The sequence below is a fragment of the Rhizobium sp. BE258 genome (genome assembly GCF_031457345.1).
Classification (GTDB): Bacteria; Pseudomonadota; Alphaproteobacteria; order Rhizobiales; family Rhizobiaceae; genus Rhizobium.
In genome coordinates this window covers 148,981-175,362 of record NZ_JAVDWL010000004.1, presented here as the reverse complement: position 1 = coordinate 175,362, position 26,382 = coordinate 148,981, and the positions used below count along the sequence as shown (strand labels likewise).

At 60.2% G+C, this 26,382-nt stretch carries 19 protein-coding genes and 2 pseudogenes; 2 read left to right on the top strand and 19 right to left on the bottom strand.

Features of this window, described 5'->3' with window-relative positions; genetic code table 11:
• Window positions 1-89: 89 nt before the first annotated feature.
• The 6 genes and pseudogenes from htpG to J2X43_RS15220 all read right to left on the bottom strand — a co-directional run bounded on the left by htpG (window position 90) and on the right by J2X43_RS15220 (window position 8,813).
• Window positions 90-1,982: a molecular chaperone HtpG gene (gene htpG / locus J2X43_RS15245; RefSeq protein ID WP_112389434.1), complete on the bottom strand. Its 1,893-nt coding sequence runs from the start codon at window positions 1,980-1,982 to the stop codon at window positions 90-92.
• A gap of 234 nt (window positions 1,983-2,216) precedes the next feature.
• A pseudogene (locus J2X43_RS15240) lies at window positions 2,217-2,456 on the bottom strand (DNA polymerase Y family protein); the annotation flags it as partial.
• 22 nt (window positions 2,457-2,478) lie between these two features.
• Window positions 2,479-2,688 (bottom strand): annotated as a pseudogene (locus tag J2X43_RS15235) (ribonuclease); the annotation flags it as partial.
• A 44-nt stretch (window positions 2,689-2,732) separates the two neighbouring features.
• The gene (locus J2X43_RS15230; protein ID WP_112389435.1) at window positions 2,733-6,632 is read right to left on the bottom strand and encodes a CHAT domain-containing protein; all 3,900 of its coding nucleotides are present in this window, start codon (window positions 6,630-6,632) and stop codon (window positions 2,733-2,735) included.
• A complete protein-coding gene (locus J2X43_RS15225) occupies window positions 6,629-7,135 on the bottom strand; it encodes a hypothetical protein (protein ID WP_112389436.1) in 507 nt (168 codons plus the stop codon). The genes J2X43_RS15230 and J2X43_RS15225 overlap by 4 nt, the downstream gene beginning before the upstream one ends.
• A gap of 379 nt (window positions 7,136-7,514) precedes the next feature.
• On the bottom strand, window positions 7,515-8,813 hold the full coding sequence (locus J2X43_RS15220; protein WP_112389437.1) for a CHASE2 domain-containing protein: 1,299 nt from the start codon (window positions 8,811-8,813) through the stop codon (window positions 7,515-7,517).
• A 227-nt stretch (window positions 8,814-9,040) separates the two neighbouring features.
• On the opposite strand from J2X43_RS15220, the gene J2X43_RS15215 reads away from it, so the two are divergent.
• On the top strand, window positions 9,041-9,613 hold the full coding sequence (locus J2X43_RS15215) for a DUF805 domain-containing protein (protein ID WP_112389438.1): 573 nt from the start codon (window positions 9,041-9,043) through the stop codon (window positions 9,611-9,613).
• Entirely contained in the window at window positions 9,610-9,780 is a 171-nt protein-coding gene (locus J2X43_RS15210) for a hypothetical protein (protein ID WP_162706047.1), read from the top strand. Before J2X43_RS15215 ends, J2X43_RS15210 begins: the two co-directional genes overlap by 4 nt.
• Window positions 9,781-10,449: 669 nt before the next feature.
• Here J2X43_RS15210 and J2X43_RS15205 read toward each other — a convergent pair.
• The 13 genes from J2X43_RS15205 to J2X43_RS15145 form a co-directional block, all read right to left on the bottom strand.
• Window positions 10,450-11,235, bottom strand: a complete 786-nt coding sequence (locus J2X43_RS15205) for an SDR family oxidoreductase (protein WP_112389440.1) — start codon at window positions 11,233-11,235, stop codon at window positions 10,450-10,452.
• Window positions 11,236-11,280: 45 nt separating this feature from the next.
• Complete coding sequence (locus J2X43_RS15200; RefSeq protein WP_112389441.1) at window positions 11,281-12,054, bottom strand: SDR family NAD(P)-dependent oxidoreductase; 774 nt, start codon at window positions 12,052-12,054, stop codon at window positions 11,281-11,283.
• Window positions 12,055-12,064: 10 nt separating this feature from the next.
• Entirely contained in the window at window positions 12,065-13,399 is a 1,335-nt protein-coding gene (locus J2X43_RS15195) for a dihydroorotase family protein (RefSeq protein WP_112389442.1), read from the bottom strand.
• Between the two features lie 16 nt (window positions 13,400-13,415).
• Window positions 13,416-15,107 (bottom strand): thiamine pyrophosphate-requiring protein, encoded by a 1,692-nt coding sequence (locus J2X43_RS15190; protein WP_112389443.1) that lies wholly within the window; start codon window positions 15,105-15,107, stop codon window positions 13,416-13,418.
• Window positions 15,100-16,008 carry an allantoinase PuuE gene (locus tag J2X43_RS15185; RefSeq protein ID WP_112389547.1) on the bottom strand — a complete coding sequence of 303 codons (909 nt, stop codon included), beginning with the start codon at window positions 16,006-16,008 and terminating at the stop codon, window positions 15,100-15,102. The genes J2X43_RS15190 and J2X43_RS15185 overlap by 8 nt, the downstream gene beginning before the upstream one ends.
• Window positions 16,008-17,045 carry an NAD(P)-dependent oxidoreductase gene (locus tag J2X43_RS15180; protein ID WP_112389444.1) on the bottom strand — a complete coding sequence of 346 codons (1,038 nt, stop codon included), beginning with the start codon at window positions 17,043-17,045 and terminating at the stop codon, window positions 16,008-16,010. Before J2X43_RS15180 ends, J2X43_RS15185 begins: the two co-directional genes overlap by 1 nt.
• Before the next feature lie 32 nt (window positions 17,046-17,077).
• Complete coding sequence (locus J2X43_RS15175) at window positions 17,078-17,830, bottom strand: SDR family oxidoreductase (protein WP_310295147.1); 753 nt, start codon at window positions 17,828-17,830, stop codon at window positions 17,078-17,080.
• 8 nt (window positions 17,831-17,838) lie between these two features.
• The gene (gene hydA / locus J2X43_RS15170) at window positions 17,839-19,272 is read right to left on the bottom strand and encodes a dihydropyrimidinase (RefSeq protein WP_112389446.1); all 1,434 of its coding nucleotides are present in this window, start codon (window positions 19,270-19,272) and stop codon (window positions 17,839-17,841) included.
• A complete protein-coding gene (locus J2X43_RS15165; RefSeq protein ID WP_112389447.1) occupies window positions 19,269-20,528 on the bottom strand; it encodes an MFS transporter in 1,260 nt (419 codons plus the stop codon). Before J2X43_RS15165 ends, hydA begins: the two co-directional genes overlap by 4 nt.
• A 3-nt stretch (window positions 20,529-20,531) precedes the next feature.
• Complete coding sequence (locus J2X43_RS15160; protein ID WP_112389448.1) at window positions 20,532-22,622, bottom strand: ABC transporter ATP-binding protein; 2,091 nt, start codon at window positions 22,620-22,622, stop codon at window positions 20,532-20,534.
• Complete coding sequence (locus tag J2X43_RS15155) at window positions 22,619-23,494, bottom strand: ABC transporter permease (RefSeq protein WP_112389449.1); 876 nt, start codon at window positions 23,492-23,494, stop codon at window positions 22,619-22,621. Before J2X43_RS15155 ends, J2X43_RS15160 begins: the two co-directional genes overlap by 4 nt.
• Before the next feature lie 3 nt (window positions 23,495-23,497).
• On the bottom strand, window positions 23,498-24,511 hold the full coding sequence (locus J2X43_RS15150) for an ABC transporter permease (protein ID WP_112389450.1): 1,014 nt from the start codon (window positions 24,509-24,511) through the stop codon (window positions 23,498-23,500).
• A 71-nt stretch (window positions 24,512-24,582) separates the two neighbouring features.
• A complete protein-coding gene (locus tag J2X43_RS15145) occupies window positions 24,583-26,253 on the bottom strand; it encodes an ABC transporter substrate-binding protein (RefSeq protein ID WP_112389451.1) in 1,671 nt (556 codons plus the stop codon).
• Window positions 26,254-26,382 lie beyond the last annotated feature (129 nt).

Below are 26,382 nucleotides of genomic sequence, written 5' to 3'. Positions count from 1 at the left end.
TGCAGCGAAGCTTGATCCGACCGATTTTCCAGCAAGACTGCAAATTGTAGGTTTTTGACCTGCCAGCAAGAGGTCGTTTGGGTGTGGCGCTACCTCGCCCGTCCGATCGCCAATGCAAACAGTCTGGCCTGCCTTTCGGCGAAAGCGCGCGGATTGGTAGGCTTGTCCCCGTCGAGAATGCGGGCTTCGTCGAGCAGGAGCCAGGCGGCATCTTCGCGAAACGCCTGATCGTCCATCGCAGCGATGCTTTTCACGAGTTCGTTCTGCGCATTGATTTCCAGGACCGGCTTCGAAGCGGTCTGTAGCCGCCCTGCCCCCTGCAAAAGTTTCTCGAGCTGTCGATCTGGCCCATGTTCGGAGGCGACCAGGCAGACGGCACTTTCGGTCAACCGACCGGAGACCCGCACGTCGGTAACCTCCTCCTTCAGGCTAGCTCGCGCAAAATCGATGAATGCCGCGACGTCGGGAGAGGCTTCCAGGGCCTGCTTATCTGTGCTTCCCTCGCCGATAATGTCGTCCAGATCGGCAAGACCCTGGGTGACCGACTTGAAGGACTTTCCCTCGAAATCTGGGACATTCGTCGGCCAGAAATTATCTACGCCATCTGTAAGGAGAAGGACTTCGATACCTCTGGCTCGAAAACCTTCGAGTTGCGGCGACGATTTTAGTTGGTCCAGACTGGAGCCGCTGATGTAATAGATCGCCGACTGCCCCTCTTTCATCGACGCCAGGTAGTCGGCCAGATTACGGGTCGTCTCACCGGCCACGGTACTGCGGAAGCGGGCCAGCTTCAGCAACTGCGAGCGCCGCTCGAAGTCTTCGTAGATCCCTTCCTTGAGGATCGCCCCGAAGAGGTCCCAGAATTTGGAAAACGTCTCGGCTTCGCCTTCGGCCATTTTCTCCAGCGCGGTAAGGATCCGGCTGGTCACGCCTTTCTTGATGGCGCTAAGCACCGGGCTTTCCTGAATCATCTCGCGGGAAATGTTAAGCGGCAGATCCGAGGTGTCAACGATGCCGCGGACGAACCGCAGGTAACGCGGCAGCAACTCGGCTTCGTCGGTAATGAAGACGCGCTTCACGTAAAGCTTCATCCGACCCTGGCGGTCTGGATCGAACAGGTCGAAGGGCTGAGAACCGGGGATGAAGGCGAGCGTTGTGTATTCGTGGCGACCCTCGGCGCGGAAATGCACATTGGCCAGTGGCTCGTCATACTGACCGGAGACACCGCGATAAAAATCGTCATAGTCCTGTTTGGATATCTCGTTTTTCGGCTTTGTCCAAAGTGCTGCGCCATCGGAAACCTGCGACGGCTCAGCACCCTCTTTTTCAAGAAGGCGAATGGGGACAGGCACGTGGCCGGACTGGTCGCGAATGATCTTTTCGACCGTCCATTTGCCCGTATACTTCTTTGCGTCCTGCATGAGATGCAGCACGACACGCGTGCCCCTCGCCGGCGCCGCTTCGAGATCGACTGCGACGATGTCGTAACTTCCCTTGCCGTCGGACGACCATTTCCAGGCTTCGTCCTGACCAGCACGGCGAGAAATCACGTCGACCTGTTCGGCGACCATGAACGAGGAATAGAAGCCGACGCCGAACTGGCCGATCAATTCAGCCTTTTCACCAGCCTTGGCAGCCTCAAGCCGCTCCATGAACGCCTTCGTGCCAGAGCGCGCGATCGTGCCGAGCGCGTCGATCATTTCATCGCGGCTCATGCCGATGCCATTGTCCTCGATGACGAGGGTCAACGCCTCTTCATTGAGGCTCACGAGAATTCCCGGCGGGGTCGAATCCGCCGAGAGCTGCGGCCGGGAAATCGACTCGTAACGCAGCTTTTCGCAGGCATCCGCAGCATTCGAAATCAATTCGCGGAGGAACACATCCTTGTCCGAATAAACCGAATGCACCATCATGTGCAGCAGCCGGCTGACATCGGCTTCGAATGCGTGGTGCTCAGGCTGCCGATCTTCTACTGTCGTCATCGATAATCCCCATTGCTCAGAAATGCCGGTCAGATGGCTCTTTCACCACCGGATTTCAAGCGCCAATGACAACCCACGCTCAAGGATTTCCAGTCAGCGCATTCATCGTCTCTGCACCCGTAGCCACTGACTTGACCGTGGTGGCGTCACACACAATCAACTCACTGCACACTTGGAGCCAAGGAAATGCGCGTTCGTCACCGGTTCGGCGGACGGTCTTGGCCGTGCCGCGGTGCGCCGGACGCCAAGCCCCCGGCGCTGGAGTTCGCCGACGAGCTGCTTCACCAACCGACCAAGAGATTTATTGATGGTCTCGGCGGCACCGATTGGCTCCGCGACCGCGCGGGAGACCTCTATCCATTCTGGGGTGGAAACCGGGTCGATCGGTTCGGACATGCGACCGAAAATCTGACCGAGCCGCCGGCCGATCTCCGGACCAAACCGGAGAGCCAGCGGTGCGACGGCCGTGTTCGCACTCAGTCGGAAGCTTCGCCCACGTGTCGGCGACATACGCGCCTCGAGTCCTCATGGACCGAGGCGAACCGGTCGTCGTGTCCCTCGATGTTTGGTGCTCAAGCTCGATAGGTGGCGTCGTAATTTGCGAAATGCTTGAGATAGAACGAGAAGCCGAGTGACGTGACAAACCAGCCCACCGTCACCAGACCTGCGCCCACGTCAGCCACCAAAGCTTGACGTCTTTGCAAGAAAGACGGCTGATTGAAGGATTTTGAGCACGAACTCTACGCCGCCTCAATCCGCGCCGACCACCTCAAATGGTCCCCAGAACAGCGGATGGGCATACCTGCCCTCGTCGCTCGACCGCAATTCGCGCATCGCATCTCCCAGTGCCGACGAGTAGGTCTTATACTTCCCGCTACCCCGGTTTTCAAACATTCTCGTCGTCAAGGCCGCGGTCGCCGCCGAGTCCACAGCCCAGTGTGACACCACCAGGTTTCGGGCACCCGCGAAGAAAAACGCCTTGGCTAGTCCCGAAAGCCCTTCCGCTCCGGCCTGTTCGGGCGCGGCGGTGTTACATGCCGAGAGGAGGACGACCTCGGCATTGAGGTTCAACGCAGCTATATCGCTGGCAGAAAGATATCCGTCATCGGTCGGCGTCGCCACCGCCGGTGGCGTCATGATCAGCCCAGGTTCCTGAACCCCAGTTATCTCTCCGGCGAGCAGGCCATGGGTCGCGAAGGCGAGTGTCTGGAACCTGGTCAGGTCCTCGCCCTTCAACGACGTCTCCGTCGCCATCTGTCCAAGCAACAACGAGCCGACAGGTGCCTTCAGGCTCTTTTGTAGGGCCCTTAGCTCGTCGGCGGTTTCCGGCAACCTTGGAAGCGCCCGGATATCCTGCACATTCGCGCCACCCCGGAGGGCGACCAGCTTCGAGGCAGCCAGACCGCCGCGCTCGGTATCAGGACTGCCATCCAGAACAGGGTCACCGATCCCAAGCAGAGGCTCCCCGCCCGGTTTCGCGCCGGCTCCGGCTCGCAGCGTCATCAGTGATGCGACCGATGGCACGCGCGTCATGGTGTACTTGTCCGATAGCCACTTCGCGCCGACGAAATCATCCCGCACCATCTCTTCAGTCAGCAGCACCGCGAAAGGAATGCTCTCAAGAGAGCCGTCCGGCACCAAAATCAGGTGTCTCGGCGACATGGTCCACTTGGCTTCGATCGGTTCGAAAAGTTGGCGGTATAACTGATATGCCGCCTCCCCGCGAAAGGCAGGAACCCGTCCTCCGCGCAGTTCGAGCCCTCGCCTGAGCTCGTGCACCAAGTCGTTTACATCGTCCGAAGACATCTCCGTCTTGATGACAGCGGTCCTTGCCTTGCTCGCAGCCACCACCAGAAAGTTGTCGCCCGTGTCGAGAAATGCGATCAGAGCCTCGTCATCCAACAATGCGGCGGTCGCCTGCTCAACCGACACGGCGACCGTGCCTGATATCTCGACGTATTTGGGAAACTGCTTGGCCAGCTCCAAATCAATGTCGTCAACCTGGACGGCCAACGCTTTGCGATCCGCGACTTGATCAACCGGCGTCGCAAGCCACTTCTGACGCAACTCTTCGCGCTGCTTGGCAAGATTTGCCAGCTGCGGAGACACCGCAGAAAGCCTCGCGCCAAGACGGGCAATGGTCGCACCCGTCCCACTCGGCTTCATCATCTGGACGATCTCGAAGACCGCTTCCACGTCGTCAGGAGAGAGCTCACGCCCGTCGACGAGAACGGAAAGCGCTTCGTTCAGAGCCGGGCGAGCAACCCGAACGATGACCTCTCTGGTTTCGTTGCGTGAAAAGCTCTGCAGACCGAGGACGAATTTGACGTACGATACCAGCGATCGGGCGTCCGACCGAGCTGACAGATCATCGTGAAGCTGGGTGCCCGCGATCATCCGCCCGTGATAGGACCCGATCACCCGCTCCCAGTCCAGACTCGATTGCGCGCCCTCGCCTACGCCTCCTCGGGTGTATGCGAGGTGTTCCGGGATGTGCTTTCCAAAGGCGGCAGTGGCAAGAAGCGGGCGATCCATGAGAAGCCATCTCCAGCCGTCGAGATATGTCTGCTCCTCATAGGTATCCGCCAGCCAAAGACTGAATATCGTTTGCGGAGGGCTTGCGGACTGATAACGCTCGATAGCCGGAAGAGCCCATGATTTCGCCATGTCGACCTTTCCAGCCTCGAAGAGCGCGGTAGAGATGAAAGCTGCGTCGAAGTCGTCAGACACCTGGTCGGCAAAGCGAGTGTCGTTCGGCGTTTGCTGGATATAGGTGTCGTGGTCCTTTGGCGTCTTGAGAAACGCCTGCTCGCGCTTCGAAAGCTTACGCTCCTGGAACTGAGCCACCTCACCAGGCGAGAACGCGGCTTTCGCCAAAGGCCGGAGGGCTGCGTATTCGGGGGCCGCGAGAAGTTTCAGAATTCGCCAATTCGGAATAGCGAAAAACGGCTTGACCTGTCCTAGCTCCAACCTTTTCGAGGCACTCTGCAACTCGGCACGTAACTGATCAGGCGAGATCGCCGCATCATCGGCGCAAAACGACGCGCGCACGATCGCCGGTAGCTCCGTTGGTTGTTGGGCGCAAATCGCCTCAGCGACCTTCGGTCCGATAATTGCCAACTTCGAAACAGGACCCGGGCCTTCCTCCTCGTCGCCTTGGAGCAACGCTGCCGCACCCAGCCGTCTCAACGCGTCCATGAACGCATCTGGTTGGTCACGGATGATGGCCGCGTAGAAGGCATATTCAGCCGATGATGGAGCATCCACGTCGGTAAGGCGCTCATACGCCGAGAGAAAGCTGTCCGGAGAGCCGTGATAGGCCTCGAAGGCAGACATCAGCCCGAGGCTGTCCGCAAGGAACTTCTTCCCGATAGGTGTTTCGCGGACGTCGGCGGGCAGCAGGTCGATACCCATCTCGACCAACTGCCGGCCCTGCCCGATGATACCTTGCATTCGCATCCATCCGGCCCACTGAACGGACGCAGCACAAAATGGAGGGATGACTGGCTGGCTACGATCGAAGCCAGGCAGGTCAAAACCACTGTATCCGGTGTAGTTCCCTGGAATCAGCCGGCAGAAGTAAGCGGCATTCTCACGGTCTCCAGAATCGTAGATTTCCTGCCATTGCGATAGCAAGGTGAACAGGTTGTTCCTCCCTTCCGCGATGAACGGCATAAGAGTGTGATCGACGAAGAATTTCGTTGCAACGTAGTCGTAGGGCCCCATCTCATAGGCGGCCTTGTCGTCGCTCCAGCTGACGGATTGGCCGGCGTCGGGATCATCGTAGATGAAAAACGGCCGCGGCTTCATCCGGCCGATGAATAGACTGCGATCGCTCTCGCTTGTCGCTATCGAAAACAAGGAAGCGATCTCCTCATAGGCCGCATCGCGTTTGCCTGCCTCAGCAAGGCCGGCAGCCTTGCTGCGAGATGCTTCGAGCTTCGCGATGAGCGGATTGCCTTCCGTCTCGGCAATTCGTAGCCGCTTGAGTGGACCATCCAGGCTCGCGTGCCCACTTCCGGTCGGAACGTTGTAGACGTTTCGCGCGATCTTAATCTCTGCTTCGGCTACCTTTCGTTTCGCCTCAGGACCTTCTACGGCGTCAAACAATGTCGGGAAAAACTGAAGTTGGTAGGCGTTGTCGTTGTATCGCTTCCAGTGAATGGCAAGTCCATTTCGCAAGTTGGACTCGGCGCTCTTCTTGTCGCCCAAGGCAAGAAACGCCATGCCTGCAAACCGATAGGCGCGCGCCCGTTGGATGATATAGCCGTCATGCTCCGCCTGATAGGGCTTCAGCATGTCTGCGCCTGACACCAGTGCAGCGGTCGCCCTCCTGAGTTTGTCGGTTTTGGCTTTGCCCTGCAGGAAATTGGCCTGCTTGTATGCCACTTCGCCGATGTCGCAGAGCAATACGCCAACCTGCCGGCTGTTCTTGCCGAACTGAACCTCGCTTGCCTCGATCAGCCGGCGAAGCACCACGACAGCGTTATCCAGTTGGTCGGATGTCACGTAGTCGGTCTGGATGATTTGCTTGATCGCGGAATGCTCCGGCCCTGTGATCATGCCTTCCATCGCCGAGCTCGCCGTGGCAGCGACGAAATAGAGCAAAGTGCTGAATGCCGTCGCGACAAACAAACGGAAGACTTTCATGGCCAGTCTCCGTATTCGATCGCGCTGGTCAGTGCAGTCTTGATGCGGGGCTCGAGTGCAAGACCCTTGATCTGCTGGACGCCTTCGAATGCCCAGTCACCGCCGCTCTTCGAGATTGCCGCGACGATTTGGGATGCCCGGTCGTAGTCATCCACGGGCTTTGCAGCTTTCTTGTCCTCGAAAGCTGCGATCCCGTAGATGTTGTAGGAAACCACCTTGGACGCATCGGCCACTTCCAGGCGAAATGCTTTGCCAGGCTCGATGAGAACGCGAACGCTGCCGGTGCGAGCGCCATCGGCTACGATGCCGTCGACCTTCTTGCCGTCAGAAGCAATTGCCTTCAGCCGGAAGGGTGGCTTGCCGTCCACCCAGCGCACCTCAAGCGTCCTGCCTCCCGCGACAAGCAAGGGCTTCGCCACATTGTCCAGGGCGGGAACGCGAAGGCCGTAGGACTCCCTGCTGCGCATCGGCTTCGACTTGCGTTCGGGGTCCCACCAGCCCAAGACTTCCGCCAGTTGCTGATATCTGCTCGAGACGTCATCTGTCAGTCCGGAGGACGGGACAGAATATGACGAAACGCGACTGATCGAACATCCCGGCTCCTCGGACCTCGATGTGTCGGGTGAGAGCAATAGTCCGCAGGCCCCGCCTCGGTTTAGTTTGACAAAGCCGGGTTCTGGAATATCGAGGCGATCCCCCTCCTCCAAAACACTCCCCAGCTGGAACTCCATCGCTGTGCCCGATCGCGTGCCGATGATGGAGGCCGCGCCTTCGTAGTCGACGATCACGGCCGCCGGCTGTCCCGCCAGAGATGCCACGGGAGCAAAGAGAATACAGCTCGCCAGTATGAAACATGTCGGTTCTTCCAACATCCAGACACGTCTACCCATTGAGAAACGACCTCCAGCTGCGCCCCTCAAGAAACCCGCGGCATATCGATTCAACAGACTCCAGTGCAATGACCAGCACCCAGATTACGATGGCGTACTGGACGACAGACTGGGCGGCGGCAGCGCCGAGATTGATGTTGCAGGCGGTGTACACAACGATGCCCACCAGCAGTGCCAACGGGGCCGAGATCAGAGATTTGAAGGTGAAGGTCAGAAATGCGACGAGACCCGCGAGGAACATGCTCGATAGGATGACGGCGGCCTTCGTCGGATACTCTGCAGCTGCAATAGCCTTTGTGGAATTGGCGACCGCATTTGCGATAACGCGCATTCCTTCCATTTCCCCGATCGGGGTGTCGTGGAAGTCCCCGTTGGAGGCGTAGCTGTTTCCAATGATGACGAAGCGATCCGCCAACGCACTGGCGGCGATGGGACGCTGCGCAAACTGGTATCCCGACAACTGAATGAGAGCGGGCACATGACCGTCTTCGACCATCATTGCGGACATCGCAGTGTCACTCTTTGGGAATGAAAACTGGATCGCCGAGCTCTTCTCTGCGTCGCTCAACCACCTTGGCACAGCACTCGGCATGTCTTGCCCTTCGCGAGCGCAGCCTACGCCGTCGCGGCTGCCAAGATATCTCTGAGCAGTCTCGACCATCGCCGCGCCACCCAACTTGAATGCATAAGACAGTATCGCCGGAGACAGGAGAGCTTGGCAGGCACCCTTAGGCACTTCCCAAAGGTTCCAGTTTCTAACCTTGGCACCGTCACCCACCTCAAAAAGAACGTTCACCCAAAAGAGCGGTTTTCCGGCTTTGAAATGCATATCAAAGTCGGACGGCGAGGCAGGGAGGCTGTTCCCGTCGGGGTCGAACGAAAGCTCTCTTGGGAAGAGCAAGGGCGGGTCTGATGGTCGCCATCTGTCGAGTAAGTCGTGCAGTACGTCGGCGTCCTTGCCACCTCCCGCGGATATATCGAGGTCAACAAGGATTGCCCGCGGACTGGATGTCCTCGCCTTCTCTATCAAGCCGGCGATGATCGCCTTGGTGATTGGAAAAGGACGTTGCCACGCCTCGAAGCTTTGGTCATCGATGCGCACCAGCGTCACCGGCACGCTGGGCAACGAAAGGAAGCCGAGGCCCTGGGAAACAGCGTGAATCTTGTCGAGAGTTGGGTTGTCCGTGATGGATTCCACCCATTCCTTCAACCAGAATGGTGCGACAGCCGCAATCAGCCCAAAAGCTAGCAATGTCACAATAACAAGCCTGTAACGGCTACGTAACTTCATCGCCCCACACGCCAGACACGAGATTTCCCCGGGTGGATCAGATCACGGAGGCCGATATTGCGCAATCATGTCCATGTAACCAATTCGGATAATGAAAATATTTTCGCTACGTATCCTGCGACTTACTGGTCGATTTGACAGCACTGAATTGGACGAAAGCGGGACATTGACTTGAGTGCGAGGCCAAAACTAGAAATTTATTCGGGCGTTATTCAAAGGGGGAAACTATGGAAAGCCTTTCGGTCTGGCATATGCTTGTTGTTCTTATTGTATTCGGGTTGCCGCTGTTCTTCGTGTTCAAGAGCCCACCGTCAGGCGTAAACCGCTTTGGGCAGGCTCCTTCTTCAATGGGGTTCGGACAGGCGATTTCGACGTTCTTTAAAAAGTACGCGACGTTCGAAGGCCGCGCCAGCCGATCGGAATTCTGGTTTTCATTCTTCTTCCTCGTCATCGTTTCGGCAGTTCTCAGTGCTATCGATCCGACGGATGCTCTGTCTGGCCTCTTTAGTCTCGGCGTCCTTCTTCCAACCATCGCTCTCGCAACCCGTCGTCTGCATGACCTGAATAGAAGCGGCTGGCATCAGCTCCTGTCGTACCTGTTTCCGGTCGGAACCATCGCGCTGATTATCTGGTACTGCACGGCCGGCACCGACGAGGTCGCGCCCGCCACTACGAAGGCCGCGGGCGGCACCATGTCTTCGAACGCCGTCGAGGTGCTCGAGCGACTCGCGAAGCTGAAGGATAGCGGCGCAATCAGTGGCGACGAATACGATGCCGAGAAGAGGAAAATCCTGGGATGACGGCCGTGCTGCAAAGCGGTCAGAACTTCGCCGTGAGCGTAGCCCGAAATGTGCGCCCAGGCGAAGGGTTCCAAGGCATCGACATAGAATTTGTCTATGAGGATTTCCGCCTGGAAGTCGAGGCGGACATTGTCGTTTATCTTATAGGTCGCGCCGCCACCGTCTAGGCACTTCCGATTGCGCGCTGACCACTGCTTGGGTTCATCCAGACACCCGGGCTGTTGGCGTAGGTCCGGCTGTAGTAGGGCTTGGAGTGACGTCCTCCAACAAATAGGAAACACCGTAGCTGAGGTTCACGTCGCCATAGTCAGCGTCGAACGTCATCGCATTCGAGACGTCTCCGCCGAACGTGTGCCCGGGACTTCCCCGCTCCGCTGGACTTTCGCTGGTCCGATTTCGAGGACGGCATCCATATCCCGCCTGAGATCGCCGGTTGACGCTCGGTAGCGAGCTATCGACGGCCTAGCCATCGTAGCCAAATATTGCAGGCTCTCGACTGCATTGTCTGTTACAACGTTGATACCGGCAACCCAAGCTGCTCGGAATAAATCGGCGTCGATTTGTTCGCGGGTCATTGCTTTTCCTACGGCCGGATCGTGCGATCGAATCGCAGCCAAGGTCGGGATGCCGCTGATGCTCCCAGGGTGCGTGGGAAGAACCGCGCCGCTCACCGGCGCGGCAACCCTTTGTGGCGTCATTCAGGTGGGTGAAATGCTCAGCCCGTCGCCAAGCTCTTGGAAGGCCCAGATCTCGTCGGCGCAAATGCGTTTACGCGCGAGCCCGGCGACGTGCTCGGGACGTCCGGAATTATGGTCAAGTCAATCAGCATGATCTCCTCAAACGCTGGCAATCAAGCCGCCATCGATGCGAATGACCGACCCTGTGAGGTAGGAAGCGCGAACGCTCGAGACGAAAGCGACGACATCGGCATATTCCTGCGGATCGCCATAGCGGCCGACTGGGATCGACGCGGTGCTCGCCGCCGATACCTCTTCGACCGCCTTGCCTTCTCGCTTCGCCTTCTGCTCGTCGAGGAAGCTGATACGCTGTGTGGCAACGCGTCCCGGCACGACCACATTGACAGTCACGCCATCGCGGCCGACCTCGCCGGCCAGGGTCTTCGACCAGCCGAGAAGCGACATGCGTAGCGCGTTCGATAGGCCAAGATTGGGAATCGGCGCGACCACGCCCGATGATGTCGAGGTGATGATGCGGCCCCACTTCTTTTGCCGCATACCCGGAAGTACCGCGTCGCTGATGGCGATGACCGACAGGACCATGCTGTCGAAATACTTGCGCCAGCTATCGGCGCTCTGGCCTGAAACGACTGTCGGCGGCGGGCCGCCGGTGATGTTCACAAGCACGTCCACCGAGCCGAACTGCTTGTCGATAGCCGCGAGATTGGGCGGCAGCACGCCGAGATCGCCAACGTCCCATTGAAGCGCCATGGCCGAACCGCCAGCCGCGACGATGTCCGCGACCGTCTTGTCGGCGGCCTCCTTGTTGATATCGGCGACAGCGATCTGCGCACCCTCCGCTGCCAGCGTCCGGGCAATCGCTCCGCCAAGTCCTCCGCCAGCGCCCAATACCAGGGCAGTCTTGCCTTTCAATCCGAGATCCATGGTCTCTTTCCTTTCCCTTATTTCGAATATTGCGCGGCGCTGTGATCAGCCCGCCATCCAGCCGCCGTCGACCATCAGGTTGACGCCGGTCATGTAGCTCGCCATGTCGCTTGCGAGGAAAAGTGCGGCACTCGCGACGTCGCTCGGCTCGCCGAGCCGCGGCCAGGGCGTGCGGCGGCGCGAGTATTCGAGTGCGTCAGGAGCGTTGGCGACACCCGGTTTGCCGGTGACGATCTTGCCAGGAGCGATCGCATTGCAGACGATTCCCGCTTCAGCGTGGTCGACGGCAATTTGCCGCGTCATCTGCACGATCGCACCCTTGCTGACGCTATAGGGAAAATCACCCGGGCAGGCGACCATGCCATGCTGCGACGAAATGTTGATGATCCGGCCGCGCGTGTCACCGACCAGCTCCTGCTTAAGAAACTGCTGAGCGGCCCGCTTGCAACAGTAAAAGTACCCGGTGACGTTGACGGCAATCACCCGATCCCATTGTTGCGGCGACGTCTCGAGGAGATTGGTCGACGTATAGATTGCGGCATTGTTGACCATGATGTCGAGCCGGCCGAACTCGGCTACAGCGTGGGAGATCAGCGCATCGACATCGGCCCAGCTGGAGATGTCAGTCTTGACAAAAACGCTCTTTCCGCCTGCGGCCACGATGCGCGAGAGGGTGGTTTCGCCCCCCTCGATCGGAGCGTCGGAAACATCGGCGATCACGACAGTCGCGCCCTCCTCGGCATAGCGAAGCGCGATCGCACGGCCGAGACCGGAGCTTGCGCCTGTCACGATGGCAATTTTCTTGTCGAGCAACGGCATGGACGTTCCTTTATGGAGCTCTGCGGACGACGAGGCCGCGTCCGGGACAAATGAGGGTTCCGTTGCTGACGATGCGCTCGCCGCGCAAAAAGACGTCGGTTAACAGGCCAACAGTCTGCTTGCCATGGAAAGGCGTGTAGGCGGCTCGGGAGACCTGTTCGGCATCGGTAATGGCATTCGATCGTCTCATGTCGACAATCAGGATATCGGCATCCCAGCCGACCGCGATCGCCCCCTTGGAGCGTCCGAGGCCGAAGCGCTGCGCAGGATTGTAGGCACAAATCCGCACCAGGTCGGCAAGTCCCAGGACCTTGTCCGCAACGAGGCTGAGTATCACCGAAAGCAACGTCTGAAGGCCCGGCATGCCGCCGGGAATGTCGGCAAACGAACCATAGGGGGCAGACTTTTCGGCCGGGCTGTGCGGTGCGTGGTCGGTCGCCATGATGGTGATCAGGCCCTCCGACACCGCATGCCGCAAGGCGGCGACGTCACCACGGCCCCGGAATGGAGGGGACCCCTTCAGCCGGGCACCGCCGGTCTTGTAGTCTTCCGAGGTGAAGAACAGGTTTTGCGGCGTTGTTTCGACGCTGACGTCAGCCATCCCCTGAAGGCGGCGCCAGGTTTCGACGCCGAGTTTCGAGTTGATCTGGCGGACATGCACGCGCGCACCCGTTTCGGCCGCAGCCAGGACAGCGCGGGCGATACCGCTTGCTTCGGCGAGTGGCGTCCGGCTTGCCAGAAACGTTGAAATGTTGCCGCTGGTGTCATGAAGCCCGCTTTCATCGAGGATCGACTGGTCACCCGGCGAAACGCCGATCACCGTAGCGGCTTCCGCCAGCCGGCGAAGCATCCGCGTCACCTGATCCAGACTGTCGAACCGGTATTCGACGGGTACGTCTGCGGTGAACAATTCAAGAGATACGGGCGAGAGCGCAAGCAGGTCATCCAGGTTCTTGCAATTCTTCGAAACCACGGCCTGAAACCCGACATCGACATTCAGCCTACCCGCGGCACTCTCCATCTTGTCTGACAGTTGTTTGGCTGTTGCCGTCCAGGGATCGTCAGTCGGCATGTCGAGGATGGTCGTCACACCGCCGAGAGCGGCCGCATGCGTGCCGCTTACAAAGTCTTCCTTTTGCGTCAGTCCAGGTTCTCGCAAATGCGCATGTGCATCCACGAGCCCAGGCAGTAGCAGCTTGCTGCCGGCGTCAATGAAATCGCGCGCCATCGCGGTCTCGCCCGGTGCGAGGATAGCCGCCACGCGCCCATCGCGAATGCCGACATCCGCGGGGCGCTGACCGTCTGCGTTGACGACCGTGCCGCCTAGAATCATGGTATCGAACACGTCCGCCTCCGCTTCTCTACCGCACGCCCGCGAGCCGTGGTTCCTCGTGCGTGACGACCTCGATGAGCGCCGCCTGACCGGCCGTGACCCTCTCAAGAGCACGCAGCAATGCCGGCCGCAGGTTCTGCGGTTCCGTCACGCATTCGCCATAGCCGCCGAGGGCTTCGGCGATCGGCGCATAATTGCCCGTCACCCGGTTCGCGCCATATTTCTGCGTGGCGACAGGCATGCTCTTCGCATAGCCGCCGAGCACGTTATTGCGAAGCACGATGGTCAGAACCGGAAGATTGCAGCGAATAGCCGTTTCGAAGTCTATGCCGACCATGCCAAAGGCGGCCTCTCCCATCAGGTTGACGACCGTCGCCTCCGGACGGGCAAGCTTGGCGCCCATCGCAAAGCCAAGGCCGCTGCCGAGCTGTGTGGTCTTGCCCCAGCCGATATAGCTGCCTGGCGTGCTCGCCACGTAAAACGGGCAAAACTGGTCGCGCGGGTTGCCGGCATCGTGCGTGACGATGGAGGTCTTCGGATTGATCGCCTGCATGATCTCCCAGACGACGCGGTAGGGCGAGATCGGCGTGCTGTCGGATGTCAGCAGCGGCATCCATTTTTCCATGAACGCCGCGCGCACTTCGGCTATCTCCGCGGCCGGCTGCGGCCGTTTTCCACGGATCAAGCGATTGTCGCGGATATAGGCGGTCAACTGCCTGAGAACGGAGGCGGCATCGCCGATCACCCCTTGGGCGATCGCGTAGTCCTTCCCGAGATCAGCTTCACCGAGCGTCACATGGAGGATGGTTTTATCTTCCGGAATGGGCAGGATGTAATAGGAGCGGGTCAGGCTGCTGCCGATGGCGAGCACGACATCCGCCTTTTCCAGGAAATGATCGATCGTCGCTGGCCGTGCCCGTCCGGCAGTCCCAAGCGCAAGAGGATGATCTTCGGGAAAACCACTCTTGCCGTTTGGCGTCGTCATGACGGGAATGTTCAACAGTTCGGCCAACGCGACCAGTTCCTGCGTCGCCGATCCGGCCAGAATTCCCTGACCGGCCAGGATTACCGGGTTGCGCGCGGCCATCAGGGCTTCGGCCAGATCGGCCACCTCAGCGTCACCGGCCTGCGGCACGCTGCTGCGCGGGCGGCGATGGTCGCCAGGCTTGGCATCAAACCTTTCGGCAAGCAGGTCGATCGGCAGTTCCAGCAGCACAGGCGCCGGTGGACCGTTTCTGACGCGCGAGATCGCCGCATGCATCAGTTTCGGCAGATCGGCGACTTGGCTTGCCGCCTCGCACCATTTGGTAATGTGTCGAAAGTTGCGGCGGGATTCGAAGTTCGGGGACACCGCTTCCGAGCCGCGCGGATAACCGGTTGGCAGGAACAGCATCGGTACGCCGTCATTGAAGGCCTGGGCGATGCCGGCAAAGGCACTCTCGGCGCCCGGGCCGTACTGCACGGTGACAACGGCAAGCTCCCTGCCAGCCGTGACCCGGGCGTAGCCCTCGGCAATGTTGACGGCGACGCGTTGGGTACGGGCGATCAGCGGCGGAATATCGAAAGCCGCCGATGCATCGAAAAGCTCGCTTGCCGGAAAACCGATGATTTGCTTGACGCCCTCTTCCTTGAGGACGCCCGCAATATATTCGGCCCCGCTTATCGTTCCCGGTTCCACCTGAATACGCTTTTCCGGCATTGCATGCGCACTATCAGCCATGATGGTCGATCCAGTATTGAGCGATGTCTTCGCGTCGCATGAAGGCAGCGCCTGGCGTCTTCTTGACGTGCTCGATGACATCCCGCAGGCCCGATGCCCTGTTAGGCTGGCCCATCCAGCGGGCGTGCACACCGATCGTCAGCATGCGCCCGCCTGTCTCGTCTGCTTCGCCGATCATGTAATCGATCGCCGAACGGCAATCCTCGGCAAAATCGCGCGGGTTGCTGTAGCCGGGGGCAATCAGGTAGCGACTGTCGTTCAGCGTCTTCGAATAGGGCACGATCAGAAGTCGCGTGCCCTCATGATCGAGGAAGTAGGGAAGATCGTCATTGCAAGGGTCGGAATAATAGAGGAAGCTGCCTTCCTTGACGATCAGATCCCGGGTGTTGACGCTTGGAAAGGAACGGCAGTTCCAGCCCATCGGCCTGCCGCCGGTCAGTTTCTCGTAGAGAGCAATCGCTTCGTGAAGCTGCTCCTCTTCCTCATGGCGCGGCATGCTGGAATACTCGCTCCAACGCAGACCATGGCCGAGCAGATCGTGGCCGCGTGCATTCATCCAGGCGACGACGGCCGGGTTCTTCTCGAGCGCAACGGCGCAGGCCGAAACCGTGACGGGAATATCGTAACGGTCGAACAGGCGTGCCAGCCGCCAGACGCCGGCGCGGCTGCCATATTCAAAATGGGTCTCGGTGCCGAGATCGCGCAACGGCGGACTGTTGGGAATATTGTATTCGCCCCAGTTGTCGTTGCGCCCGTCCTCGAGCCAGGAATATTCGGCGCCTTCCTCGTAGTTCAGCACGAGGTTGATCGCCAGCTTGACGCCACCCGGCCAGGTCACGAACGGCGGCTTCGGACCGTAACCAATAAAATCGCGCGATTGATCTTGTGCAGCGGTGCTCATCATTGTCCTTCGCTCTGATTTTCGTTTTCGACGATCCAGTCCATATAGTCATGGAAGGATTGCTTCCCGCCGCGTGGCTGCCAGCCGGTATCGCGGGCGATGCGGGCGATGTCGTAGGCACCCCACATGCCGTCTTTCAGCGAGAGGTCCTGGATGATGTTGCCGGTCTCATCGGAACTCACATCCACCTGCAATCCGGGCACACGCTCCTTCGCCCAACCGACGATGTCGCCGATCGTCGAGGTCTCGCCGCTGCCGATGTTGTAGTGGCGGTAACGCAGGCGCTCCGCAAAGAGCAGCGCGATGATCGCCTCGGCCACATCCGTGGAGGTGACATAGTCGCCGACGGGTTCCAGGCTGTTCGGCCGGATCGTCTCGTCGGCGAGCGCCATATGGGCGACGCGGTTCGGCACATGGCGAAAATTGCGGCTGCCGGTGACCCTGTCCATCGGCCCATAGACCGACGCGAGCCGGACAGAGGCGGCCGACAGGCCGAAGAGATCGGCGTAACGGTTGACCACCATCTCGGCCGCAAACTTGGAGATGCCGTAGAGCGTCAGCGGCGCGACATAGCCGTCCTCGGGTAGCGGTTCGCCCGTCCAGTCCGGCCCGTGATGGCGGTAAACGGAGCCCGAGCTGACAAAGACCAGGCGCTGAATACCGGGCCGTTTTCTCAGCCATTCGAGAATATTGACAGTGCCCATCAAATTGACATCGACGATCCTGGCAGGATCTTCGGCTTCGGGCTGACGCTTTGCCTCCGCGGCACTGCCGCGAGAAATCGGGGTGACGGTCGCGCCATGCACCACATAGCGGATATCGTGGCTGTCGAGGACGGCCTCCCACTGCTGGGGATCACAAATATCGGCCGTGACGACCGTGAGCCGATCGCGGACCGGCGCAAAATAGCGTTCCGCCATGGCATCCAGGCCCGCACGGTCGAGAGTAACGACGCGCGCCTTGGCATCACGTTCGAGCCATGTCCTTGCGAGGACGCTCATGACGAAGCCGGTTCCGCCGGTAACGAGAAGGGTCATTTCAAATCCATCCAAAAACTTCAGCAAAAATCTCAGCGCGTCGCATAACCACCATCGGCCATGAGATCGGTTCCGGTGATGAACGAAGCATCCGGTGACAGGAGGAAGGCGGCAGCGGCGGCGATTTCGTCGGGCTGGGCGATACGGCCGAGCAGATGCGCCGGTCCAAGCCCGGTATTGGCTGCCGCAAGGTCCGGCCAGCGTTGCAGCAATCTCGGGGTAGACACAGCACCCGGCGAAAGGCTGTTGACGCGAATGCCATCGGCCGCGTGATCGACCGCCATGGCCTTGGCGAGATGCACCAGACCGGCTTTGGCGGCGCAATAGGCAACGGCTTTGCCGGTCGCCACATGGGCGAATTGCGACGCAATAAAGACCACCGATCCGCCGCCACCGCTGGCAATCATCGCCGGGAGCGCGTGCTGGCTTGCCAGAAAGGCGCCGGTCAGAATGACGTCGATCTCCAGCCGCCATTGCTGTTCGGCGAGATCGATGACCGTGCCGTCCATCGATGGTGCAGCAGCGTTGTGCACGAGGCCATCGAGGCGACCGAAATGCTTTACGCCGCCGTCCATCGCATGCCCGACCGACGCCTTGTCGGTGACGTCGCATGGGACACCAAACGCCTGGGGACCGAGGGATTGCGACAGTGCAGCCACCTCATCGGACGACCGATCCGCACAGATCACTGAGGCGCCTTCGTCTATGCAGCGGCGCGCGATCGCCGCGCCGATACCGCTCGCGGCACCCGTCAGAAAGATCACCTTGCTTTCAAGGCGTGTCATCGGCGCCGTCATGATGCGAGAACCTTCGAAAGCCCCTGCTGTGGCGGGAAGGAGCGTTCTCTGGCAACGAACCGGCCGCGGCCGGGTTCAGTCAGAATCTTTCCGTCATCCCAGACGATATCGCCGCGCGAGATCGTCATGATCGGCCAGCCTTTGACGACCTGCCCTTCATAGGGGGTGTAGTCGGTGGCGTGATGCAGCAGCGAATTGGTGATCGTTACGCTGCGATCCGGATCCCAGATCGCGATGTCGGCGTCCGCGCCGGTGACAATGCTGCCCTTGCGCGGAGCAAGCCCGAACAGCCGCGCCGGAGCGCCCGACGTCAGATCGGCGAATTTCTGCAGCGAGATCAGGCCGCCATTCACACCCGCCGAAAACAGAAGGGCAAGCCGCGTTTCGATGCCCGGAATACCGTTCGGAATACGATGGAACGGTGTCCCCGGCCCGCCTGCGATCTTGTCCGCATAGTGCCAGGGCGAATGATCCGAGGTGAAAACCTCGAGCGTCCCGTCCAGGATGCCTGCCCAGATCGCCGGCTGGTTCGACTTGTCGCGCGGCGGCGGCGTGCAGACGCATTTGGAGCCAGACAGATCGTGCGTGTCGATATCTTCGGCCGAAAGGAAGAGATATTGGGGGCAGGTTTCAGCGTAGATCGGCAGGCCGCGGGCTTTGGCGCGGCGGATCTCCTCGACAGCGCCCCCGGCTGCGACATGGCTGACGAGGATCGGCGTCTCGATCAGTTCCGAAAGGCTGATCGCCCGGAAGGTCGCTTCACGGTCGCCGATCGCCGAATGCGCCTTTTCGTGGTAACGCAGTTCGGTCTTGCGGGCGGCAATGAATTTTTCGGTCAGCCAGCGGATGCAGGCGTCATTTTCCGCATGCACCATGACCATCGCGCCTTGTGCACGAGCGAGATCGAGAACGTTCAAAACCTCGTAATCATCGAGCTTCAGCCCGTCGTAGGTCAGATAGATCTTGATCGAGGTGCAGCCCTCGGCAATCAGCTGAGGGATCTCGTTGCGCAGGACCTCCGCCGAGGGATCACCGACGATCAGATGAAAACCGTAGTCGATATGTGCTTTCGGGCCGGCACGCTGATGATAATCGTCGACAATGTCGCGCAGCGACTGGCCGCGCATCTGCATGGCAAAAGGTACGACGGTTGTCGTGCCGCCGCACATCGCCGACAGCGTGCCGGTGTTGAAGTCGTCTGCGGTCGCCTTGCCCTCCCAAGGTTGCTGATCCATGTGGCAATGGCTGTCGACGCCGCCGGGCAGCACGATACGCCCCTCTGCCGCGACTTCATTCTTGCCCTCGGGCAGATCCGGCTCGAGCGCGGCAATCACACCGTCACGAATGCCGATATCGATCTGCTTTGTCGCGTCCGGCAGCACCACACGGCCACCACGGATGACGAGGTCAAAAGGCTTCGTGGACGTCATTCGCTTCCTCCCGGGACGAGGCAAGTTTTGGTGGCGCCGATCGGACGGCGGATGAGATTGAAGCAGGCGGCCGCGGCAACCAGGAAGGCTCCGCCCCCAAGCAGCAAAAAGAGCGCCTGTGGTGCAAACAGCTCCATCAGCTGTGCGGCAAGCCCGGGGGTCATGATGTTGCCGATCGAATAGAGCAGCAATAGGCTGCCCGATGCCGAGACCATATACCGGCTGTCGAGCTGCGAGTTGGCATAGGCGATGCCGACAGGATAGATCGTCAGTGCAATTGCGCCATAAGCGAAGAACAGGCCGTAGAGCAGTGTCTGCGAATAGGTGCCCGGCCATGAGATGGCCGCGCACAGTCCCGCTCCAGTCAACCCCTGGATCAGCAGCAGAACGCGCCGATCCATGCGGTCCGACAGCCATCCGACCGGCGCCTGCGCCAGCATGCCGCCGAGACTGAAGGCGGTTACCAGCGTCACCGCGACGGACGCGTCGAGTTTGATGCGCTCCGCGTAAATCGGCGTCATCGTGTAGACATTCATGTTGGTCATGCCTGCCTGGAACACGCAGACGACGGTGACCGGCGCGAGAGCGGCGAGCCGCCAGATGCCGTAGCGATGTCCGGAATGGGCATTGCCCGCTTCGACAGTGACAGCCAAAGGCAGTCGCAACGCAGGCCACGGCCGGCCGACGAAGCGGGCATAGAACAGTCCGAACAGAATGACGCCGAGACCAAGCTGAAAGAGATAGGGAGAGGCTGCGCCGGCCGCCTCGACAAGCAGTTGCGCAAACAGCGTCGCCAGCGACGTCATCAGCATATAGAGCGAGAAATAGGCTCCACGGTTCTTCTGATCGGCATAAAGGTTGATCCAGCTTTCGGAGACGACGAAAAGCGTTGCGATCGAAAAGCCGTTTATCAGCCGCAGGCAGAACCACACTGGAGCCGCTTCCGTCAGCATGTAGCCGGCAGAGCCCAGCGCGGCGAGAAATGCGACGATATGGAAGGCGATCTCATGCCCAAATCGGACAACCAGGAAGCGGGCTGACAGGCAGCCTCCCAGAAACCCGATCGGAAACGCCGTCAGCAGCAACTGGACGACGTGCGGATCGAGCGCGGGATCGCTGAGATGCAGCGACACCGTCGTTGTTAGAAGCGAATTACCGGTGGCAACGATGCAGATGCTTGCCATCACATGGACGATCGCACGCAGGCCCGCGGCGCTTCGCCACAACTTGCCGATCGTTCCGTCGGGCTCGTGCATTGCTTATGCCTTTCCGGCCTGGGGAAAAACGGAGGCCTGGGCGGCGAGAGCTGCCTCGTCGATATGACACAGGATCTCATGCGTGCCGGACATCTTGCGGAGCGGCGGCGCAAACGTGTCGCAGATGCTGCCAAGCTTGCGGTGGCACCGCGTCGAGAAGCGGCAGCCGGCTGGCACGTTGACGGGGCTTGGTGTCTCGCCGGACAGGTGAATGCGCTCGCGCGGCAGTTCGTCCAGATGCGGGCTGCGGATAGCGGAAAGAAGTGCCTCGGTATAGGGATGCGACGCACCGCCGAACACTTCCTCAACGGTCCCCTGCTCCATGATCTTGCCGAGATACATGACGACGACCTTGTCGGCGACATGACGAACCAGTGCCAGATCGTGGCTGATGAACAGCATCGTCGCATGCTTCTCCCGCTGAATGTCGAGCAGAAGGGTGACGACTGCCGCCTGAACCGAGACGTCGAGCGCGGAAACCGGTTCGTCGGCTACGATCAGCGAGGGCTCGGCCGCAAAAGCGCGGGCAATGGCAATGCGCTGCTTCTGGCCACCGGAAAGCTGGCTCGGCTTCCGCTCCGCGACTGCCGGAGACAGCCGCACCATTTCCAGAAGCTCGCGCACACGCTGCTCGATCTCGGCCTTGCCCTTGCGGATACCGAACTTCTTGATCGAACGGCGAATGGAGAAGGCGGCGGAATGCGACGGATTGAGCGTGCTGTCGGGATTCTGGAAGATCATCTGAACCTGTTGCAGCAACTCGCGCGGGCGCTCACCGGCCTGCAGTTCGGCAATATTTTCGCCGGCCATTCGGATTTCGCCCGACGTCGCCTTGTCGAGACCCGTGACGATGCGTGCCAGCGTCGATTTCCCGCAGCCGGACTCGCCGACCAGTGCGACGATCTCCGCCTTTGCCGCTTCGAAGGTGACCGCTTCGTTAGCCTTGACGAACTTATGATGGCCGACAGGATAGAGACGGCTGACGTCGGACAAAGCTATCGCGGTCGATTTTTCAATGACCGTTCTCTCGACAGGGGCTAGCGCCGCCTCCGTCGTGGAGATCTCAGGCCAGCGGACGCATCGCACCAGATGGTCGTTGGCCGCGCGCTCCATGGCGAGTCCGGGGCGATCGCAAAGACCGGAAACGAAACTGGAACAGCGCGGCCCGAACAGACAGCCTTGCGGCCGTTCCTGCGGCAGCGGGATCGAGCCCGGGATAGCCGCCAGCGTGCGGGTGCGCTTGTCGCCTGTGATGTCGGGGATGCAGTCGATAAGACCGCGTGTATAAGGGTGTTTCGGCCGGCGGAACACCTCTGAAGTGGTTCCCTCTTCAACCATTTGGCCGGAATACATGATACCCAGACGATCGCAGCTTTCCGCGATCAGGCCAAGATTGTGCGAGATGAACAGCAGGCTGGTGGAATAGCGCTGGCGCAGTTCGGCAATCAGGTCGATGACCGCAGCCTCGACGGTGACATCGAGACCGGTCGTCGGCTCATCGAGCAGCAAGAGGGACGGCTTGGCGAGCAGTGCCATGGCGATGACCACGCGCTGCTGCTGGCCGCCGGACAGTTGATGCGGATAACGCCGCGTCATCTCGCCGGGATCGGGCAAACGCACATCTGAAAGCATCGCCTCGGCCATGGCCAAAGCGTCTTTCTTGCTCGCGCCCATATGCAGCAGGGGGACCTCCGCAAGCTGCGCACCGATTGTCTTCACCGGGTTCAGCGCGCTCATCGGGTCCTGATAGACCATGGCGATCTGGCGCCCGCGGATGGAGCGCAATTCCTTCGCAGATGCGTTGACCAGTTGCTTGCCGTTGAAACGGATGCTGCCGCCGGCAATCACACCGGTATTGCCGAGATAGCTCATGATCGCCATCGCCGTCGTGCTCTTGCCGCAGCCGGATTCTCCAACCAGGCCATAGCTCTCCCGGGGCATGACTTTGAACGACAGATCGGGGATCGCGACCACCGTCTCGCTCTTGCCGCGGAACTCGATACGCAGGTTCTGAATGTCGAGAACCGGTTCAGGATCGATCGATGGGGTGATGGACATGGCCGCTCCTTGGAGATTGGACGCGATGACGTTCATGGTTTCCATGCCTCCCGCACGCCATCGGCAAGCAGATTGAAGCCGAGGACGAGGCTGACGAGCGCAGCCGACGGGATCAGCGACATGTGCGGCCAGACATTCAAGACAGTCACGCTCTCCTTGACCATTCCGCCCCAATCCGGGTTCGGTGGCGGCAGGCCGAGGCCGAGGAAGCCGAGAATACCGATGGTGATGATCGTGTAACCGATGCGAAGACAGGCATCGACAATCAGGAGGCTGCGGCAGTTCGGCAGCAATTCGACGATCATGATGTAGAGCGTACTTTCCGCCCGCAGCTTTGCCGCCGAGATATATTCCTGCTGTTTCAGACCGAGCACCAGGCCGCGGGTGATGCGGCCGATACCCGGCGCCGAGGCAATCATCGTCGCGATGACGATATTGAGGACCGATGGGCCAATATTGGCAATCAGGATGACGTAGATGACCAGGACCGGGAAGGCGAGGATGATGTCGGAGAAGCGGCTGATGAGAACGTCGACCCAGCCACCGTAATAGCCTGCAACCATCCCCATCGTGATGCCGACGACCATCGCGACCGCGACAGACAGAGGCGCGACGGAGAGAACGGTGCGGGCACCGAAGATCAGCCGCGACAGCATATCTCGGCCAAGAATATCGGTTCCCATCCAGTGGGCCGCCGAGGGATAGGGATTGCCCATCGCCATCACGTCAGAATCCGTCGGCGACGGCAGCGGCAGGATGGGCGCCAGAAGGGCCGCGAGCACCCAGAAGAGAACCAGACAGAGCCCGACAACAGCCGTGGGCGAGTGCAGGATGCGCATCCAGTTCGCCCGTGCGGCTCGCCTCGGCGGCGCGATGACTGCCCCGGTGATATTGTCTTGAACAGCCATGATTTACCTCACCCGGATGCGTGGATCGAGCAGCATGTAGCCAAGGTCGCCGAGCAGCTGCGTGATGACGGCGATCGCGACGGTGATCAGCGTGGCGGCCTCAAGCGTCGCGATATCGCCGAACAGGCTTGCGTCGAGGATGAGACGGCCGAAACCCGGATAGGCAAAGACGAGTTCGGTGACGACAACGCCGCTGATCAGGAAGTTGATTTGCAGCAGAAGCACGGTGAAGGGCGCGATCATCGCATTGCGAAGCGCGTGGCCGAGGACCATCCGTCGTGTGCTCATGCCCTTGAGGATTGCCGTGCGAATATACGGCCGCTCCATGACGCCGATCATCGAGACGCGGATCATGCGGGCCACATAGCCGAAGTCATAGATGACGAGGACCGCGACGGGCAGCACGAACTGGTAAGGCACTGCCCAGCCGCCATCGCTGTTGAGCGGGCTGGTGCCCGGCAGTATCGGCCAGAGGATGACGAAAAGCGTCACCAGGAAGACGCCTGAGGCAAATTCCGGAATAGAGGTGAAGGTGATGCAGATGACCGAGAGTGTCCTGTCGAGCACGCCGCCCTCCCTCAATCCCGATAGGATACCGAAGATGATCGATAGCGGCACGATCAGCAGGAATGCCAGCCCGGCGAGGATAGCGGTATTGCCGAGGCGATCCCAGATAACGTCATTGACGGGCAGCTTGTTCAGCGTCGAATAACCGAAGTTACCGAAATACTGGGCACCGCGCGGGTCCGTGAAGTTCAGGCCGGTGGCCGGATCCTGAAGCGGATCGGGGACTGCGCCAACGAGTACGCCGAGCCAGCGGCCGTAGCGTACGAGCAACGGATCATTGGCCTTCAGTTTCTGCGACAGCAGGTCGACCTGCTGCTGGGTGGCGAAAGGACCAAGCGACTTGCGTGCCACGCTGCCGGGAGTGAACTCGCAGACGGCGAACACGAGAAACGAAGCACAAAGCATCGTCACCACCATCATCGCCAAACGCTTGAGAAGAAAATTCGCCATAGCCGGAGCAATCCGAATGTCCGGGCCCAGTGCCCGACCGCGCGAACGCGGCCGGGTCGCCAGCCGGGAGGTTAAGCCGAGATCGCGTACTGGTGCGCGAAGATGTATTGCGAAGGATGGAGCTCGAAGCCCTTGACCTTCTTGTCCATGACGGTCGAAAAGACACGCCAGAAAGGCTGAACGATCGGCCCGTCGTCCTGCATGATCGCCTCGATCTTCGCCATCACCTTGCTGCGTTCCTTCGGGTCGAGAATGCCTTCGGCCTCGGTTAGCAGCTTGTCGAAATCCGCGTTGGAATAATTGGATTCATTCCATGCAGCGTTCGAGCGGTAGGCGAGCGACAGCGTCATGATTGCCAGCGGCCGGTGGCCCCAGGCCGTCAGGCTGAACGGCGACGTCGTCCACACTTCCCAATACTGGGCGCTCGGTAGCGCCTTGATATTGACCTTGACCCCGATATCCTTGAACTGTTCGGCAAGGACCTGGGCCGTATTGAGTTCCCAGATCGGGTCCGGGCGCGTCGTCATGTCGAATTCGAAACCGTCCGGATAGCCCGCATCGGCAAGAAGCTTTTTGGCCTTCTCGACGTCGCGCGGATATTTCGGAAGTGCCGCGTATTCGGGATGCGAGGGCGCGACATGGTGATCTTCGGCTGGAACGCCAGCGCTGAGAAGTGCTGTCTGAATGACCTTGTCGCGGTCGATCGCATAACGCATGGCCTGGCGAACGCGCTTGTCCTTGAACTGCTCGATATCCGGGTGCATGCGGGCGACGACCGTCTGCGTCGTCTCGACCTGATAGACGCCGACATGCGGGAAGTTCTTCATCGCGTTGATCTGCACCGCATCGGCCTCCGACAGGCCATCGACCTGCTTGGAGGCCATGGCGGCTATACCGGCACCGGGATTGTCGCCGAGGTCGACATATTCGAAGGTGTCGAGATAGGGACCTGTGCCCCAGTAATCGCTGCGAGCCTTGTACTTGGCACCCTTGCCAACGACATATTCGGTAATGGCGAAGGGACCCGTGCCATTCGCATCAGCGCCGAAGGCACCTTTTTCTTCCGGATCGATGATGAACATCGGGTAGTGATAGAGGTGCTCGGGCACGGCGATCTGCGGCGAGGAACAGTTGAGGCGAACGGTGTGATCGTCGACCTTCTCGATGGCGTTGTCGGCCCAGAGCTTGCTCGACTTCTTCGGGTTGCCCTTCTCGTCCTTTTCGCCAGTTTCGTATTCCTGGACGAGGTAGCCGGTGAAGAGGCCGAGCATCGATGAACCGATTGCCGGGTCGCAGACACGCTTCAGATTCCAGACGACATCGTCGGCCGTCAGAGAACGACCCTTGCGCCACTTCACATCCTTGCGAAGGTGCAGCGTCCATGTCTTCAGGTCGTCGCTCACTTCCCATTTTTCTAGAAGATAGGGATGCGTGATGTTGTTGCGGTCGGTCAGGGTGAGATACTCGCAGACCTGACGGATGACGTTCGACTTCTCGGCGAAGTCGGCCAGATGCGGATCCTTGATTTCCATGCAGCGCATGCCGATGCGTAGGTTGCCGCCCTTCGGCATGTCGTCTGCCAGAGCGGCGTCGCCGGGCATCGCCAGACCGGCCAGAGAATAGGCAGTTGCGGCAGACACGCCGAGCAGTGTCGCTTTGCGAAGAAATTCGCGTCGCCCGATCACGTCGTTCGACATCTGTTCGACCAGGGTCGGGATATAGGAATGCTGATTGTTGTCCACTGCAGTGGTCTCCTGTTGGCGCCTAGCTGTTCCAAATCTTATCGGTTGGCCCGCAGGCAGTCGTCGCCTGACTGGGCCTGCAGGCTTTTGCCCGTCGACCGTTCCGTCTTCAAAAAAGTAAGACTAGGC